Origin of the sequence: Mesorhizobium sp. M0910, assembly GCF_040319465.1 — a bacterium.
Taxonomy (GTDB): Bacteria; Pseudomonadota; Alphaproteobacteria; order Rhizobiales; family Rhizobiaceae; genus Mesorhizobium.
The window spans coordinates 482,106-498,872 of sequence record NZ_JAMYNZ010000004.1; the positions used below are offsets into that span (position 1 = coordinate 482,106).

The 16,767-nt window shown below is 60.5% G+C and carries 20 protein-coding genes and 1 tRNA gene; 9 read left to right on the forward strand and 12 right to left on the reverse strand.

Annotated features, from left to right (window positions below):
- Positions 1–2 precede the first annotated feature (2 nt).
- Together NKH78_RS13300 and NKH78_RS13305 are read left to right on the forward strand one after the other, a co-directional pair.
- Positions 3–392, forward strand: a complete 390-nt coding sequence (locus NKH78_RS13300) for an Mth938-like domain-containing protein (RefSeq protein WP_352505854.1) — start codon at positions 3–5, stop codon at positions 390–392.
- Between the two features lie 25 nt (positions 393–417).
- Positions 418–1,245, forward strand: coding sequence for a phytoene/squalene synthase family protein (locus NKH78_RS13305; protein ID WP_502896052.1), 828 nt, complete (start codon positions 418–420; stop codon positions 1,243–1,245).
- A gap of 63 nt (positions 1,246–1,308) precedes the next feature.
- On the opposite strand, the gene NKH78_RS13310 is transcribed toward NKH78_RS13305, so the two are convergent.
- From NKH78_RS13310 to NKH78_RS13330, 5 genes are all read right to left on the reverse strand, one after another.
- Entirely contained in the window at positions 1,309–1,641 is a 333-nt protein-coding gene (locus NKH78_RS13310) for a type II toxin-antitoxin system RelE/ParE family toxin (RefSeq protein WP_352505856.1), read from the reverse strand.
- A complete protein-coding gene (locus NKH78_RS13315) occupies positions 1,625–1,915 on the reverse strand; it encodes a type II toxin-antitoxin system ParD family antitoxin (protein WP_352505857.1) in 291 nt (96 codons plus the stop codon). The genes NKH78_RS13310 and NKH78_RS13315 overlap by 17 nt, the downstream gene beginning before the upstream one ends.
- Before the next feature lie 71 nt (positions 1,916–1,986).
- A complete protein-coding gene (gene trmFO, locus NKH78_RS13320) occupies positions 1,987–3,396 on the reverse strand; it encodes a methylenetetrahydrofolate--tRNA-(uracil(54)-C(5))-methyltransferase (FADH(2)-oxidizing) TrmFO (RefSeq protein WP_352505858.1) in 1,410 nt (469 codons plus the stop codon).
- A gap of 372 nt (positions 3,397–3,768) precedes the next feature.
- Positions 3,769–3,909, reverse strand: coding sequence for a DUF1127 domain-containing protein (locus NKH78_RS13325; RefSeq protein WP_254818334.1), 141 nt, complete (start codon positions 3,907–3,909; stop codon positions 3,769–3,771).
- 47 nt (positions 3,910–3,956) lie between these two features.
- Positions 3,957–4,097 carry a DUF1127 domain-containing protein gene (locus NKH78_RS13330; protein ID WP_254818335.1) on the reverse strand — a complete coding sequence of 47 codons (141 nt, stop codon included), beginning with the start codon at positions 4,095–4,097 and terminating at the stop codon, positions 3,957–3,959.
- Positions 4,098–4,320: 223 nt separating this feature from the next.
- On the opposite strand from NKH78_RS13330, the gene NKH78_RS13335 reads away from it, so the two are divergent.
- Positions 4,321–5,439, forward strand: coding sequence for a DUF2157 domain-containing protein (locus NKH78_RS13335; protein ID WP_352737140.1), 1,119 nt, complete (start codon positions 4,321–4,323; stop codon positions 5,437–5,439).
- Positions 5,436–6,020, forward strand: a complete 585-nt coding sequence (locus tag NKH78_RS13340; RefSeq protein ID WP_352646697.1) for a GDYXXLXY domain-containing protein — start codon at positions 5,436–5,438, stop codon at positions 6,018–6,020. The genes NKH78_RS13335 and NKH78_RS13340 overlap by 4 nt, the downstream gene beginning before the upstream one ends.
- Before the next feature lie 92 nt (positions 6,021–6,112).
- Here the strand turns inward: NKH78_RS13340 and NKH78_RS13345 are convergent.
- A tRNA-Leu gene (locus tag NKH78_RS13345) sits at positions 6,113–6,197 on the reverse strand.
- Between the two features lie 343 nt (positions 6,198–6,540).
- Between NKH78_RS13345 and tig the strand changes: the two genes are divergently transcribed.
- The 5 genes from tig (at position 6,541) to NKH78_RS13370 (ending at position 11,477) form a co-directional block, all read left to right on the forward strand.
- On the forward strand, positions 6,541–8,016 hold the full coding sequence (gene tig, locus NKH78_RS13350; protein WP_352883073.1) for a trigger factor: 1,476 nt from the start codon (positions 6,541–6,543) through the stop codon (positions 8,014–8,016).
- 161 nt (positions 8,017–8,177) lie between these two features.
- Positions 8,178–8,702, forward strand: coding sequence for a hypothetical protein (locus NKH78_RS13355; RefSeq protein ID WP_352479775.1), 525 nt, complete (start codon positions 8,178–8,180; stop codon positions 8,700–8,702).
- A 212-nt stretch (positions 8,703–8,914) separates the two neighbouring features.
- Positions 8,915–9,268, forward strand: coding sequence for a c-type cytochrome (locus tag NKH78_RS13360; RefSeq protein ID WP_502899802.1), 354 nt, complete (start codon positions 8,915–8,917; stop codon positions 9,266–9,268).
- Between the two features lie 147 nt (positions 9,269–9,415).
- Positions 9,416–10,348: a heme o synthase gene (locus NKH78_RS13365; RefSeq protein WP_352737138.1), complete on the forward strand. Its 933-nt coding sequence runs from the start codon at positions 9,416–9,418 to the stop codon at positions 10,346–10,348.
- Between the two features lie 316 nt (positions 10,349–10,664).
- Entirely contained in the window at positions 10,665–11,477 is an 813-nt protein-coding gene (locus NKH78_RS13370; RefSeq protein WP_254818341.1) for a DUF2189 domain-containing protein, read from the forward strand.
- Between the two features lie 65 nt (positions 11,478–11,542).
- On the opposite strand, the gene NKH78_RS13375 is transcribed toward NKH78_RS13370, so the two are convergent.
- The 6 genes from NKH78_RS13375 to coxB form a co-directional block, all read right to left on the reverse strand.
- The gene (locus tag NKH78_RS13375) at positions 11,543–12,016 is read right to left on the reverse strand and encodes an aminoacyl-tRNA deacylase (protein ID WP_254818342.1); all 474 of its coding nucleotides are present in this window, start codon (positions 12,014–12,016) and stop codon (positions 11,543–11,545) included.
- 138 nt (positions 12,017–12,154) lie between these two features.
- Positions 12,155–12,559: a cytochrome C oxidase subunit IV family protein gene (locus NKH78_RS13380; RefSeq protein ID WP_352508765.1), complete on the reverse strand. Its 405-nt coding sequence runs from the start codon at positions 12,557–12,559 to the stop codon at positions 12,155–12,157.
- Between the two features lie 10 nt (positions 12,560–12,569).
- A complete protein-coding gene (locus NKH78_RS13385) occupies positions 12,570–13,292 on the reverse strand; it encodes a heme-copper oxidase subunit III family protein (RefSeq protein ID WP_254818344.1) in 723 nt (240 codons plus the stop codon).
- A 13-nt stretch (positions 13,293–13,305) separates the two neighbouring features.
- A complete protein-coding gene (locus NKH78_RS13390; protein ID WP_352508764.1) occupies positions 13,306–14,010 on the reverse strand; it encodes a cytochrome c oxidase subunit 3 in 705 nt (234 codons plus the stop codon).
- Positions 14,007–15,776, reverse strand: coding sequence for a cytochrome c oxidase subunit I (gene ctaD / locus NKH78_RS13395; RefSeq protein ID WP_352508763.1), 1,770 nt, complete (start codon positions 15,774–15,776; stop codon positions 14,007–14,009). Before ctaD ends, NKH78_RS13390 begins: the two co-directional genes overlap by 4 nt.
- Before the next feature lie 91 nt (positions 15,777–15,867).
- Positions 15,868–16,683 carry a cytochrome c oxidase subunit II gene (coxB, locus tag NKH78_RS13400; protein ID WP_254818347.1) on the reverse strand — a complete coding sequence of 272 codons (816 nt, stop codon included), beginning with the start codon at positions 16,681–16,683 and terminating at the stop codon, positions 15,868–15,870.
- Positions 16,684–16,767 lie beyond the last annotated feature (84 nt).

Here is a 16,767-nt window from a genome sequence, read left to right on the forward strand (position 1 = left end):
AAGTGGCCAAGGGCATCGTCATCCGCGAGGCGCATTTCCCGGGCCGCGCACCGATCGAGGCTTACGGCAATGGCGGTTTCCGCTTTGCCGACATGTCGCATCGCGGCTCGCTGCTGTGCCTGCCTTCGGGCATCTATGGCTGGGAGCCGGCCGATCCGTTGGCGCTGACGGCAGCGGATTTCGCCAAGCTGTTCAACGAGGCCGCCAAGGTTGAGATCCTGCTGGTTGGCAGCGGCAAGGATCTGAGACCATTGCCTGCCGCGCTGCGTACGGCACTGAAAGAAGCGGGCATTTCCGCCGATCCGATGTCGACGGGGGCGGCGGTGCGGACCTATAATGTGCTGCTGGCGGAAGATCGCGCCGTGGCCGCAGCGCTCATCGCCGTCGACTGACGTGGCCGAAAACACCAAACTCGTCATGGAGACGGTGCGTGCCGCCGACCATGACCGCTATCTCAGCGTGCTCTATGCGCCCGAGAACAAGCGTGACGCGCTGTTTTCGCTCTATGCCTTCAACGCCGAAATCGCCGGCGTACGCGATCGCATCCACGAGGCGCTGCCGGGCGAGGTGCGGCTGCAATGGTGGCGCGACGTCATCGCCGCCGAAGAGGATCGGACTCAGATCGGCCATCCCGTGGCGGACGCGCTGAGGACGGCGATTTCCGCTCACCGCCTGCCTAAGGCCGCTTTCGACAATATGCTCGAAGCGCGCATCTTCGATCTCTATGACGATCCGATGCCGTCACGCACCGACCTCGAAGGCTATTGCGGCGAGACTGCCGCAGCACTCATCCAGCTTGCGGCGATGGTGCTCGATCCGGTCCAAGCGCCGCGCTTTGCCGATCTTGCCGGCAGGGCAGGTTGTGCGCAGGCGATGACCGGTCTCCTGCTTCTGCTGCCGCTGCATCGCAAGCGGGGACAGTGCTTTGTCCCGGCCGATATTTTGGCTGCGGCGGGATCGTCGCCGCAAGAGTTCGTTACAGGTGACGGCGGGCCGGGCGCGGAACGCGCGGTCGCCGCGATGATCGCGCTGGCACGCGAGCATCTTTCCGCTTTCGAGCAGGGGGCGTTCGCTCTGCCGGTTTCACTGCGCCCGGCCTTTCTGCCGCTGGCTCTGACGCGCGCCTATCTCGACCAGATGGACGGCTCCCGCCATTCACCGCTTGATGGCGCGGTACGGCTTTCGGCCTTGCGCCGGCATTGGCTCTTGTTCCGGCGTGCGACGCAAGGCTGGCCGGCTGTGTGAAGGCTGATTGCTAATGAGGAAATCCGGCCTGCGGCGAGCATCGGCCCGGCTGAGTAGTTTCCATCATGATGGATCACTTGATCCGCCATCGCGCATCAGCATTTCATAGTCGCGACCGCCATAGAAGATGTTGACGATGCGGACGACATCATCGTCGACAACATAGGCGGGTGATAGCCGAGTGCTCGAACGGCACCGTTCGCAATCCTGGCGCAATGTCGCCGCGCGGCTGGCCGCCACGCGGTGCATTGCCGATGTTTTGACATCGATCTTCGATGCGCAGGACGATTTCAATGCAACGTCAGGATTTCCACCAGTCTCAACAATATGCCGGAAAATATCGGCCAAATTATTTTGGGCGTCTTCGCGATATTCGACCTCAAGGCGCCGAATCATCGGCGCGGCTCGAATACTGCGCGACGAATTCCCTAAGACGGGCACGAACTTCTTCGCCTGAAAGGTTTGGCCTTGTGTCCTCGATCGAGGCCTTCACGCGCGCCCGGATCGAGGCCATGCGCTCGGCATGTTCTTCCTCTTCGCGCTGGAAGGCGCGAAGAGCCGCGCGGACGACCTCGCTCGCCGATCCGTAGGAGCCGTCCTCGACCTTTTCGCGGATCATTCGCGCCATGGCGGGTGTTACGGTGACGGACAGTTTCTCAGCGGATTCCATGGGATTTGGCTCGCGATACAAAGTAGGATATTATCCTACTTCTCCGCCGCGAAATCCGCAAAAACCGAGATCTATTCCGCAGCTTGCGCTGTTGCAGGCAGCCCCAGCCATTCGCGGCAGTCGGCGAGCGCGCGCGATGTCACCGCGTGCCGCTTGGCGACCGTCTTGTCCTTGCCGCGCAGCCGCTTGCCTTCGATCTTTGGCGCCTCCACGGGCGGGAACAGGCCGAAATTGACATTCATTGGCTGGAAAGAGCGCTTTCCCGGCTCGTCGTCAGAGACAATATGGCCACCAGTGATGTGGTTGAGCAGCGCGCCGAAAGCGGTGGTCAAGGGCGGCAGGGACGGCGCATGGCCAAGCCTTTCGGCGGCGGCGAAACGCCCGGCGAGCAGGCCGATGGCGGCACTCTCGACATAGCCCTCACAGCCGGTGATCTGGCCGGCAAAACGCAAGCCGGGCCGCGACTTCAACTGCAGCGAAGCGTCGAGCAGCGTCGGCGAATTGATGTAGGTGTTTCGGTGCAGGCCGCCGAGGCGGGCGAACTCGGCGTTTTCCAGCCCGGGGATGGTGCGGAATATGCGCACCTGCTCGGCGTGCTTCAGCTTGGTCTGAAAGCCGACCATGTTATAGAGCGTGCCCAGCGCATTGTCCTGGCGAAGCTGAACGACGGCATACGCCTTTACAGACGAATTATGCGCATTGGTCAGTCCCATCGGCTTCATCGGCCCGTAGCGCAATGTCTCGACGCCGCGCTCGGCCATCACTTCGATCGGCAGGCAGCCGTCGAAATAGGGCGTGCCTTCCCATTGCTTGAATTCGGTTTTCTGGCCGTGGACCAGCGCCTGCACGAAGGCAAGGTACTGCTCCTTATCCATCGGGCAGTTGATGTAGTCCTTGCCGGTGCCGCCGGGGCCGACCTTGTCGTAGCGCGACTGGAACCAGCAGATGTCCATGTCAATCGTGTCGAAATGGACGATCGGCGCGATGGCGTCGAAGAAGGCGAGCGCGTCGGCGCCGGTTGCTTCCGCGATCGACTGGGCGAGCGACGGCGCTGTCAACGGTCCGGTGGCAACGATCGCCTGGTCCCACTCCGTCGGCGGCAGGCCGGGCACTTCCTCACGCTGGATGGTGATGAGCGGATGGGTTTCGAGCGTTCTGGTCACCGCGTCAGAAAACCCGTCGCGGTCGACGGCAAGCGCACCGCCGGCCGGCACCTTGTGAGCATCGCCGGCGCTCATGATCAGTGAACCGGCCAGCCGCATTTCGGCGTGCAGCAGGCCGACGGCATTGGTTTGCGCATCGTCGGAGCGGAAGGAATTGGAACAGACGAGCTCGGCCAGTCCGTCGGTCTTGTGCGCGTCGGTACCGCGGACGGGACGCATTTCATGCAGGACAACGGGAACGCCGGCTTCGGCCGCCTGCCAGGCGGCTTCGGAGCCGGCGAGACCGCCGCCGATGACGTGAATGGGATTGTTGCTCATGAGCGCCGAAATAGTCGCTTAGCGCAAGGATTGCAATTGCCACGCGGGAGAATGGCTGACGGGGGAAGCCGCCTCAAAACAACAACACCCGCCGGGGGAGGAGGTCCGGCGGGTGTCGTTTTGTTGGTCGATCCTCGGGAGGAGGTGAAGATCGACCGTATTCGTCATTGCCGGGGAGGAGGTCGGCTTTGACGAAATTCTTTTCGCCATTTGAAGGGCGCGAAACCCTTTTAGAAACAACCTGGAAACAGCGCCCGCCGGGGGAGGAGGTCCGGCGGGCGCCGTTTTTGTGGTCAACCCTCGGGAGGAGGTGAAGGCTGACCGTATCCGTCAGGGTCGGGGAGGAGGTCGACCCTGGCGAAATTCTTGTGGTTAGATCGCCTTGCGAGCGATCATCTTGATTTCGTCGCGGACGATGCCGAGATCGTTGAGCTGGCGGTTCGACAGGCGACCCAGCTCGGTAACCGTCTCGCGGTAGACGCGCCAGTTACGGTAGTTGCGGATCAGGTTCATTGTCGTTCTCTTTTCAAACTGGTTCGGACCATTTGCGGCCCGAAGGATTAGACCGACTTGCGGGCGACGTAGTGAATGTCGCTGCGGCTGATGCCGAGATCGGTCAGTTCACGGGTGCTCAGGCGGCTCAGCTCGGACACGGTGTCCCTATAGCGGCGCCAGTTGCGATAGTTGCGGATCAGGTTCATGGTAGTCTCGTTTCGTCTTTCTTTCGGATCATTCCGTCTTTGTGTGCACCGTGAAAATAGGTGGGGTCATATCGATTTAAAAGCGCTATTGGTGCATGGCAGCAATGCAATTTGTGCAATGCAACATTAACGCGCGTCCGGTTTTCCGCCCAGATCGGAAAAATGCCGTTAGGTCAAACGCTTGGCCGGACAAGCTAAAAGGACCAAGCAAAGGGGGAGGGGCATGGCGAGCTATTCGTCACGGGTCAGGTCGGATATCGCACGATGGCAACAGGCCGGCCTGATCGACGCGCCGACAGCCGATGCGCTGACGCGCGACGTCGAGGCAAACGAACGCAAATCGCTGAGTTTCGGCTCGATCCTGGCGATGATGGCGGCGCTGCTGTTCGGCGCCGCTATCCTGATCTTCATCGCCGCCAACTGGGAAGTTATCCCGCGGTTGGTGCGGGTCGCGGCACTTTTTGCCGTTATCCTTGCCGGCTATGTCGGCGGGGCGGTGCTGAAGATGCGCGACCATGCGGCGATCGGCGAGGCGCTGTGGATCGTCGCGGCAGCAGCGTTCGGCGGATCGATCGCGCTGATCGGCCAGATGTATCATTTGTCGGGCGACGAGGCCTCGGCCTTGATCACCTGGGGCGCCGGCACGGCGCTGGCGGCGGTGGCGCTGCGCTCAAACCCGCTGACCGTCGCTGCCGTCGGCATCGCCGATGCCTGGCTGTTCCTGAGAGGGTTCGACTACTTCCGGCGCACGGAATTTCCGCATCTCTTCGTGGTCATGGCGCTAATTGTGTTCGCCGTTTCGTTCTGGACGCGCAGCCAGGCGGCGCGCCACCTGATCATCCTGTCGGTCCTTTTCTATCTCGTGCTGTTGGCCATGGAATACGACACGCTGCAAGTCGCCATCCCGCTCGTTGCCGCGTCGGTGCTGCTTTTTACCGCTGCGATCTTTGCTGCCGGGCCGGTCGAGAGGGTTTTGCAACTCGGCGGCAGGTTACCCTTGCACGCGCTGATCGGCTTTCTCACCGGCCTGGCGATGATTCAATTCGAACTGGCGGATGAAAGCAGCTACAATGGCGGCTTCGCCATTGCCTCGGCTGTTGCGCTGGCCGGCATCGTCGGGGCGATCGTGCTGGGCGGCCGCGAGAGCCGGGGACTGCGCTGGGTTGCCTATGCGGGCTTCGCCTTCGAACTCGCCATCATTTATGTGGTGATGCTGCAATCAATGCTGGACACGGCAGGCTTCTTGCTTGCGGCGGCGGTGCTTCTCGCCGTTCTTGCTTTCATGATCATCCGCATAGAAAAGCGCATGAACGCCTCGAACATGACAGGAGCGGCGGCATGATGACCGGCAAAAGACTGATCATCTCGGCGCTGGTCCTGGCGCTCGTCCAGATCGGCTTTCTGAGCTGGATCATCGCCGGACGCGCGGCGATCCTGCGCGATGGCAAGCAGGTCCTGCTCAGGGTCGAGCCGATCGATCCGCGCGATCTCTTGCGCGGTGACTACATTCTGCTCGGCTACGACATTTCGCGCATACCGGTGAAACTGATCGGCAACATTCCGGCCGGCAAGCTTTCCAGCGAGGAAACGTCGATCGTGGTCAGGCTGAAGCAGGGCGCCGATGGCTATTGGGGGCCGACCGCGGCTTGGTTCGGGCAAGCGCCGGCGCCGGCAGCGTCCGGCGAAGCCGATATCGTCGGACACGTTTCCGAGGGCTGGGATATCAGCCAGGGAGCAACGACGATCGCGCCGGAGTACGGCATCGAGCGCTTCTATCTGCCGGAAGGCGAGGGGATAGCGATCCAGAACGACATGCGGGTGCGGCCGTTCGGCATCCGCGTGGCGATCGCGGCCAACGGCACGGCGCAGATCAAGGCGCTGGTGGACGGCGACAAGACACTGTTCGAGGAACCGCTTTATTAGATCGCGCTACTGCCTTGCCAATGACCCTCCTTCGCCAGGGCTTCGGAGGAGCTTCGAGTGGCCTGCCACCCGAAGCTCGAAGAGCGAAGGGATGGTGCGGATGAAGGGACTCGAACCCCCACGCCTTTCGGCACTGGAACCTAAATCCAGGGCGTCTACCAATTCCGCCACATCCGCATTGCCCGGCCAATCCCATGTAGCCATCATTCTGTCAATGTCAGAGCTCACATCGGTATCCTTGGCCGGAATGCAAAGATGGTTGAAAATCAGCGTCGCCTGTGACAAAAGGCGTGTCGAATGTGACGGGACGCGACGATCCGCTTCTGCAGAATGTGATAAGAAGTAGGAAAAACAAAGACTTATTCACATTTTGGAGCGTATTTCTGGAGGATTTGTGCCGCCTTGAGCGGACAGATCGCCAAGTCCCGCACCAAAAGCCATTCCCGGCAAGATCATACCGGCAGGCTGTAAGCGGCAGGGGCCGTTTGACGGCCTCATTGGTGGAAACAAAGGTTTTATGATGCAGGTCACCGAAACGCTCAACTCCGGTCTCAAGCGCGAGATCAAGATCACCGTGCCGGCTGGTGACATGGAAGCCAAGCTGATGGCGCGGCTCTCCGATGCCAGGAACAAGGTCCGCATCAACGGCTTCCGCCCCGGCAAGGTGCCGGTGCAGCATCTGCGCAAAGTCTACGGCAAGTCGTTCATGGCCGAAGTGGTCAACGAGATCCTCAACGATTCGACCCGTTCGATCATCACCGGGCGCGGCGAAAAGGCTGCCATGCAGCCCGAAGTGATCATGACCGAGGACGAGAAGGAAGCCGAGAAGATCCTGGCAGGCGGTGCCGACTTCGAGTTCCGCCTGAACTATGAGGTCATTCCGCCGATCGAGATCAAGGATTTCTCCGAGATCAAGGTGACGCGCCAGGTGTTCGACGTGCCGGATGAAGAGATCGATGAGCAGGTCAAGCGTGTCGCTGAATCCGCCCGCACTTACGAGCCGAAGACCGGCAAGGCCGCCGAGGGCGACCGCGTGACCATCGATTACGTCGGCAAGATCGACGGCGAAGCCTTCAACGGCGGCGCCGGCACCGATCAGCCGCTGGTGCTCGGCTCGAAGGAATTCATCCCCGGCTTCGAGGACCAGCTGGTCGGCAGCAAGGCCGGCGACGAGAAGCAGGTCACGGTTACCTTCCCGGAAAACTACCAGGCGACGCATCTGGCCGGCAAGGAAGCCACTTTCGACGTGACCGTCAAGGAAGTGTCGAAGCCCGGCGAACTTGAGATCAACGACGAGATGGCCAAAAACCTTGGCCTGGAATCTCTGGAGCGCCTGCGCGAGGTGGTGCGCGGTCAGATCGAGAACCAGTTCGGCTCGATAACGCGCCAGAAAGTCAAGCGGCAGTTGCTCGACCAGCTCGACGCTGCCTACTCGTTCGAGGCGCCGTCCAAGCTCGTCGAGGCCGAGTTCAACAACATCTGGAACCAGGTCAATCGCGATCTCGAAGCTGCCGGGCGCACCTTTGCCGACGAAGAGACGACGGAAGAAGAAGCGCGTGCTGAATATATGCGGCTTGCCGAGCGCCGCGTGCGTCTCGGCCTGGTTCTCGCCGAAATCGGCGAGAAGGCCGGCGTCACCGTGACGGACGAGGAACTGCAGCGCGGCCTGTTCGAGCAGGTACGCCGCTATCCGGCCAACCAGCAGCAGGAAGCCTTCGAATTCTATCGCAACAATCCCGAAGCGCTGAACACGTTGCGCGCGCCGATGTTCGAAGAGAAGGTGGTCGACCATCTGCTCGGCCAGATTTCGGTCACCGATGTCAAAGTCAGCAAGGAAGAGCTGCTGGCCGACGACGAGGATACGGAGACAACCAAGGCCAAGCCGGCGAAGAAGGCGGCTGCGAAAAAAGCGGACGCAAAGAAGGCCGACGACGACGCCGAAGAGCCGAAGAAAAAGGCCGCGCCGAAGAAGAAGGCCGCCAAGGACGCTGAATAACGTTCCTGTTGAATTCCGAAAGGCCGCCTTCTCGAGGCGGCCTTTTTCGTTGTGGCGCAGACGCAACGGATTTCACGTATCTGGCGGTCGAGGTAGCGATACGAAGCTTTGATGATTATCTGCGCTGGGTTGCGAAATCGCAGCGGTTGTTGGAGGCATCGTTGAGACAGTTCTTCGGTATCGGAAGCGTGGCGGCGGCGGCGTTCCTGCTTGCGTCGGTCTTCGGCATTGCCCAGGCTGATACGGTTCTCGACAACTGGCGGTTCGACAAGAGCAGCGATGGCCTTGTCACCGCTTCGCTTTACGCGACCAACAAGCTCATCACCGGCGGCGGCGCGTTGAGCTACAGCCCGGTGTTGACGATCGCCTGCCGGACCGCCGGCGAACCGCGTTGGAGCGAATGGCTGCAGCTGAGCGACACCGTTTCCGCCAGCCGAACCATCGCCATGTCGGTGACTGTCGACCAATCCGCCAAGCTCAACGAAAGCTGGTCGGTCGGGCCGCACAGCAGGATGCTGGTCCGCGACGGTGCCGATGGCATCAGGCGACTGATTTCCGCGGACCGGTTGCTGCTGTCCTGGCGGTTCGGGCTGCTGTCGGGGCGCGGCAAAGCCGAGTTTGACCTCGCCGGAGTTGAAGAGGCGGTCGGCCGGATCGCCACCACCTGCAACACCAAATTGCCTTGAGCGGATTGTCCGCATTAATCCATTGCATGATCGAACTCTACCTGCCGGCCGGGTTCCGTGGTATGTAGGTGCCGCAACTCCAAGCAGTGGATATCCGTTCTGCCATTCAAGAGCGCATGCCAGCGGACTAAATGTCGGCCTGCGCAGGTCAGCCAGGGCAAATTGGCGATCAGGGAGGAAATGCCATGCGTGCCATTGTGTTTTTTATCGTCATGTCCGTCGCGACCGTCGTTGCCGGCCCCTCGCGGGCACAGGATGCCGCGGCGGGTGAGAAGGTCTTCGCCAAATGCAAGGTCTGCCACATCGCAGACAAGGACCAGAACAAGGTCGGTCCGTCGTTGAACGGCGTCATCGGCCGAACGGCCGGCACGCATCCGGGGTTCAGCTATTCCAAGGCCATGACCGAGGCCGGCAAGTCGGGCGTCAAATGGGACGAAGCCACGCTGACGACCTACCTTCGCGATCCCAAGGCGATGGTCAAAGGCACGAAGATGGCGTTTCCCGGCCTCAAGAAAGACGAGGATATCGCCAATGTCATTGCCTACCTGAAGCAATTCTCCAAATAGCGCGGCTCTTCCGCCGGATCTTGGTATCGCAAACAGTTCGAGGCATAGCCTCGGCCGCAATCTGCCGGCAGTGTCGGTGGGGAGGGCGGCTCGTTGCAAAAAAGACATTGGCCGGCTAGGCTGCCGTTCCCATCGGTGGTCGTCTGAATGTCGACTGAAGAAAGCCGTCTCAAGGATACCGGCATCCGCCTCTCGGAGGCGACGGCGGGTGATTTCATTGCGCTTTTGAAACCTCGGGTCATGGCGCTTGCCGTGTTTACTGCCTTCGTCGGCCTGATGGTGGCGCCCGGCGTGATGAATCCAGTTATCGCCGTAATCGCCATCGGCGCAATCGCGGTTGGAGCGGGAGCCGCCGGCGCGCTCAATATGTGGTACGACGCAGACATAGACGCCTTGATGTCTCGCACGTCCAAGCGACCAATTCCGTCCGGTCGCGTCACGCCTGGCGAAGCTCTCGGCTTCGGTCTGGTGCTTTCCGCACTGTCGGTCATGACGCTCGGCGTGCTGGTGGGGTGGTTTGCCGCATCGTTGTTGGCGTTCACCATCTTTTTCTATGTCGTTATCTACACAATGTGGCTGAAGCGCTCGACGCCACAGAATATCGTCATAGGCGGCGCGGCAGGCGCCCTTCCTCCGGTGATCGGGTGGGCGGCCGCAACAGGCGCAATCGGCATTGAAAGTCTCATTCTGTTTCTGGTTATTTTCCTCTGGACGCCGCCTCATTTCTGGGCGCTGGCCCTTTTCAAGGTCGGCGACTATGCCGCGGCTGGCATCCCGATGATGCCGAATGTGGCCGGCCAGCACTCGACCAGAAAACAAATCTTCGCCTATTCGTTGCTCTTGGCGCCAATCGGCGTGCTGCCTTGGGGCTTCGGCTTCGCGAGCGGATACTACGGCACTGCTTCAGCCGCGTTGGGTGCAGGTTTCATTTGGCAGGCCTGGAAGGTTCTCGTCGCCGACAAGGAGATGAAGCCGGCAAAGGCGCTGTTTGCGTATTCGATTGTCTATCTTTTCGCAATATTTGCGGCGTTGCTTGCCGACACCATTGTAATGCGAGTGATCGCTTCAGCCGGCTATTAACCCCGGCTCAAAAAATCACGTTGGCGGAGCACAAAATCCCAGCAACAGCAGAATAACGACGCCAAGGCCGAGTATGAGAACTGTCCTTCCGTCCATGACCTTCACCTTCGACTAGAAGAGCATATCGAAGAACCACGTCCGTAGCTAGTCGGGCTACCCGGGACCTCCTACTCCCGGGCCTTCCTACAAAGCGCGACAAGTCCCCCGCATGAGAGTATATTGATCATGGTGCAGGTCGCGGTTTGCGTGGGCCAATCATGCAGAACGGCAGCACCGTAAAACGCGACCTTACCGGACCTGGTCTGGAGGAATGGTCATGGCAAGCTTTCACGTGATAGCAGGCGCCAGCGAGACGCTGGAACATACGAGAATTCGAAAAATCGGCGTCTCCGATCTTTTTGATGCGCTCAGGCGTGGCGTCGATGATTTCATGGTCAAGCCGTCGCACATCGTATTTCTCTGCCTGATCTATCCGATTGCCGGAGTCGTGCTTGCTGTCTGGACATCAGGCAACAACACGCTGCCGTTGCTGTTTCCGCTTGTGTCCGGCTTTGCGCTGATTGGTCCGTTCGCGGCGATCGGCCTTTATGAGATCAGCCGGCGGCGGGAAGCCGGGCTCGACGCCTCATGGAGACACGCCTTTGAGGTCAGGAGTTCTCCAGCGCTGCCGGCTATTGCAGCGGTCGGCGTCATGCTGCTTGCCATCTTCATCGCCTGGCTTTTGACGGCCCAGATATTTTACCAGACCCTGTTCGGCCCGGCGCCGCCGCAATCGCTGTCCAGCTTCATCAGTGAAATATTCGCCACGGGACGCGGCTGGACGCTCATCATCCTGGGTCACGCCATCGGCTTCGTGTTCGCCGCGGTTGTGTTGTGCACCACGGTCGTCGCATTCCCGTTGTTGCTCGACCGCGATGTCGGCGCCTACGAAGCCATCCACACCTCGGTGCGCGTTGTCCTGGCCAACCCGATCGTGATGGCGGTGTGGGGCCTTATTGTCGCCGTCGCCCTGATCATCGGATCGCTGCCAGTGTTCGCCGGGTTGGCAGTCGTGCTGCCGATCCTTGGCCATGCCACCTGGCATGTTTACCGGAAAGTTGTGGAATCGCCGCCGGCGACCAGACCGTGAGCTGAAAAAATGCACTCTGCCCGCACCGGCGAAAGTGCCGGTGCGGGCAGGGTGAGGCAGAGCTTTCAATAGGCGGGGTGGCTGAAACGGGCCTGGCGCGCGTCCTTTGTCAGGTCGCGGAAATCTTTGCCGCTCACATGCACAAGCGTCTTGTGGTCGCCGCCCTCGAAATAGATTTCGGGAGCGTCGCCGAGGCTTTCATCGAGAACCACCGGCACATCATAGGCAGCGCCGATCGGCGGCACAGCGCCGACGTCGCAATCGCCGAATAACGAGACCACCTCGTCTTCGGACGCCAGCCCAAGAGGCTTCTCCATGACATCCTGCAATGTCGCGAGTTCTATCCTGTGCGTGCTTGGAACCACGGCGAGCGCGTAGCCACGGTCGTGGTGAACGACCACCGATTTGGCCATTATGCTGCCGGGCACATGTGCCGCAATGGCGGATTGTCTGCTTGTCGCGGTGCGGTGATGCTCGACGGTGTCGTAGGAAATTCCTTTCCTATCGATGAAGTCCTTCAATCTGTTTGCGATGGTCATCTTGGGCGCCCCTTGCTGGTGTTCGCGACGCATGTGGAAACGCCGGCATCGCCTGTCGTCTCCAGTACCAACAGAAATGGACCAGCCGTGGATTGTTTCAAGGCTCCAGGACCGGACCGCGTGGATCCGGATTGCATGTCAGGGCCCGGCCCCGAAAAACGCCATTCGGGTGAGAAGCGTGTAGTCCGCTTCGAAGACCATCATCGTCACGAACACCAGCACCAGCACCGGCGGCAGGATGATCGCATATGTCAGCGCCAGCCGTTCCCAGGCCATGTGCATGAAGATGGCGACGATCAGTCCGGCCTTGAGCATCATGAAGATCAGGATCAGCGACCATCTGGGATAGCCATGGAGACCGAAATAGTCGACCAGATAGGAGCAGGTGCTGAGGATGAACAGCCACGCCCACACCACCAGATAGAGCTTGATCGGGTGCTCCTGATGAACCTCCGCCGGGGTAACGCCGGTCGTCGTCGCATCATGCCTATGGGCGCTGTCCAGTGCGTGTTGTCCCAGGCCGTTTGCGGTTGCTTCAGCCATGTCCTGCCTCTCACCAAAGATAGAAAAATGCGAAAATGAACACCCAGACCAGGTCGACGAAATGCCAGTAGAGCCCCATAATTTCGACGTTCTCGTAGCGCCCCCTCCGGCTGGTGAAGAAGCCGGGCCGTCCGACATCGAAATCCCCGCGCCAGACCTTTCGCGCCACGATGATCAGGAAGATCACCCCGATCGTCACATGCGTGCCGTGAAAGCCGGTAATCATAAAAAAGGATGCGCCGAACTGTGCAGCGCCCCAGGGATTGCCCCAAGGCCGCACGCCCTCGGTGATCAGCTTGGTCCATTCGAAGGCCTGCATGCCGACGAAGGTCGCGCCGAGTGCTGCGGTCAAGAGCATCAGGACTGCCGTCTTGCGGCGGTCGCGGCGGTAGCCGAAATTGACCGCCATGGCCATCGTTCCGCTGCTAGAGATCAGCACGAAGGTCATGATGGCGATAAGGATCAGTGGAATGTCGGAGCCGCCGATGCGCAGGGCGAAAACCTCGCTCGGATTGGGCCACGGCACGCGTGTTGAGATACGCGCGGTCATGTAGGAGAGCAGGAAGCAGCCGAAGATGAACGTGTCGCTGAGCAGGAAGATCCACATCATGGCCTTGCCCCAGGACACGTTTTTGAACGCCCGCTGATCCGAGGACCAGTCGGCGGCGATGCCTTGCCAGCCTGCGGGTCGCGGCTCTGTTCGGCCGATGTGGGCCAGTGTCGTCTCTGCCATCCGCCCGTTCCTCCTAGGTCAGCAACCCTCGGCAAATGTCGATTAAAGTCGAAGCCCAGCCGGCCAGAAGCGCAAAGATGGCGAGCCAGACGAAAAGCAGGAAATGCCAGTACATCGCGCACAGCTCGACACTGAGGCGAAGCCGCTGCGGCTGCGCTCCGTTCCAGGCGCCGACGCTCGTTCTGCCCAGCCCGACCAGTCCTCCCAGTATATGCAGGCCGTGCATTCCCGTTAGCAGGTAGAAGAAGCTGTTGGCCGGATTGGATGCCAGAAAATAGCCGTCCGCACTCAGTTCCCGCCATGCCACAAGCTGTCCAATCAGGAAGACGAGCGCCGTGAGTCCAGCTGTGGCGAGGCCGAGCCTGACCATGTCCACTTGACCCTTGCGCGCCGCGAGCGAAGCGCACTGTATCGCAATGCTGCTCAAGACCAGTACGCCGGTGTTAAGCCAGAGCAGGGGCGGGATGGGCAGAGGCCGCCAATCCGACAGCGCCATGCGCATGAAGTAAGCACTGGTGAACAGCGCGAACAGGCAGCCGACGACGGCAAGGAAGACGCCGAGACCGATCTTTGCGGTCGGCAGCGCCGATCGGTCCAGAGCGACAAAATCCCCGGCCATGCTTTGCTCGAGCCACGGCTTCGTCATTAGCCGCTGATGGGAAAGCCACCACCCAGCAATACCGGCGATCACGAGCAGGAAGACCAGGATTACGCTCATGCCGGCTCCCTGGAGGGCGCGAAGGAGCCCGGAACGTTTTGTGGTATGAAGTCCTCCTTGGCTCCCGGTACGCTGTAGTCATAGGCCCAGCGATAGACGATCGGCAGATCCTTGCCGAAATTGCCGTGGGCGGGCGGTGTTTGCGGCGTCTGCCACTCGAGCGTCGTTGCCCGCCACGGATTGCCGCCAGCCTCACGGCCATGGCGGATGCTCCAGATGAGATTGAACAGAAACACAATCTGGGCAAAACCGACCATAAAAGCCATGATGCTGATAAACGAGTTCAGGTGGTGGGCCGATTCCGTCATGATCGTCATGTCGGTCAATTCGTTGTAGCGCCGCGGCACGCCCATCAAGCCGAGATAGTGCATGGGAAAGAAAATCAGATAGGCGCCGAGGAAGGTGATCCAGAAGTGGAACCGGCCCAGTGTCTCGTTCAGCATCCGGCCGGTGACCTTTGGGTACCAGTGGTAGATCGCCCCGAAAATCACGAGGATCGGCGCGACCCCCATGACCATATGGAAATGGGCAACGACGAACATGGTGTCCGACAGCGGAACGTCGACAACGACATTGCCGAGAAACAAGCCGGTCAACCCGCCATTGACGAAGGTGACGATGAAGGCGAGGGCGAAAAGCATTGGAATGGTGAGGTGGATATCGCCGCGCCACAGCGTCAGCACCCAATTGTAGACCTTGATGGCGGTCGGAACGGCGATGATCAGTGTCGTGGTGGCGAAGAAGAAGCCGAAATAGGGATGCATGCCGCTGACATACATATGGTGCGCCCAGACTACGAAGCTCAACGCGCCGATGCCGACGATGGCCCAGACCATCATGCGGTAGCCGAATATGTTCTTGCGCGCATGGGTGCTGATCAGGTCGGACACGATGCCGAAGGCCGGAAGCGCAACGATGTAGACCTCCGGGTGGCCGAAGAACCAGAACAGATGCTGGAACAGGATCGGGCTGCCGCCGCCGTGCTGCAACTGTTCGCCCATCTCAACGATCGCCGGCATGAAGAAGCTGGTGCCGAGCGCCCGGTCGAGAAGCATCATCACGCAGGCGACGAACAGCGCCGGGAAGGCGAGCAGCGCCATGACGGTGGCGGTGAAAATACCCCAGACAGTGAGCGGAAGGCGCATCAGCGTCATGCCGCGCGTGCGGCCCTGTAGCACCGTCACGACATAGTTCAGGCCGCCCATGGTAAAGCCGATGATGAACAGGATCAGCGAGACGAGCATCAGGATGATGCCCCAGTCCTGGCCGCCGGGCGTACCGGTCATGATCGCCTGCGGCGGATAGAGCGTCCAGCCGGCACCCGTCGGTCCGCCGGGCGCGAAAAAGCTCGACACCAGAACCAGCACGGCCAGCAGATAGATCCAGTAGCTCAGCATGTTGACATAGGGAAAGACCATGTCGCGAGCGCCAACCATCAGCGGGATCAGATAGTTGCCGAAGCCGCCCAGGAAGAGTGCGGTGAGCAGGTAGATCACCATGATCATGCCGTGCACGGTGATGAACTGGTAGTAGGCTTCCGGGGTGATGAAGTCGAATGTGCCGGGGAAGCCGAGTTGCAGCCGCATCAGCCAGGAAAGCACCAGCGCGACCATGCCGATCGCTGTCGCCGTCGCCGAATACTGGATGGCAATGACCTTGGCGTCCTGCGAGAAAACGTATTTCGTCCACCAGCTGTGCGGATGGTAGAGTTCCATTTCTGCGACTTCGGCCGGCGGTACCGCATCTGCAGGTGTGATATCGACCATAGGAACACCTCCGTGCCCTCTTCGGCCAGCCCGACAGTTCGGGCTTGCCGCACTATTTTCAATCCCGACGGCGCACCGTCGTTTCGGTTTCCTACTCTGCCGAGCCCATCTGTTGGGGCGCGGACAGCTGCGCAAAAGTCTGCTGCTGGCCAAGCCACGCCAGATAGTCTTCCTGCGTATCGACCATGACCACGCCATGCATCATCGGATGTCCCTGGCCGCAGAGTTCGGCACACAGGACCTGGAAGGTTCCGGTCTTGGTCGGAGTGAACCAGAAATAGGTGACCGAGCCCGGGATCATGTCCATCTTGGCGCGGAATTCCGGCACGTAGAAATCGTGCAGCACATCGATCGAGCGGAGCAGCATCTTGACCGGTTTGCCAACCGGGAGGTGCAGGTCGGCCGCTTCCACTACGACATCGTCCTGGCCGTTGGCATCGGTGGCGATGACGCCGAGTGGATTTTCAGCGTTGACGTCGCGAGTGTCGGATGTGCCGAGCTTGCCGTCCTTGCCGGGCAGGCGGAAACTCCATTGCCACTGCTGGCCGACGACTTCGACCTCTGTTGCGTCGCTTGGAACGTTAACGAACCGGCTCCAGACGAACAGGCCAGGAACGAGCAATGCCGTGACGCCAACCGCGGTGACGACCGTCAGCCAGGATTCGAGCCGCCTGTTCTCAGGTTCATATGCCGCCTGATTGCCTTCCCGATGACGGAAGCGGAAGACGCAATAGGCCATGAAAAGAACCACGGCGGCGAAGACGACGCCGGTGATCCAGAAAGTTATGATGATGGTGTTGTCGATATAGTCCCAGTTCGAGGCAATCGGCGTCCACCACCATGGGCTCAGGAAGTGGAACAACACCGAGCCCACGACTATCAGAACGAGTACAAGCGCAACGGCCATGTCCCGGTTCCTCCCGGTATTCCAAGCGGCGCAAGCCGTCCCGGGAAATACCAAGTGCATCATAACTTGATTTGCGATGAAAAT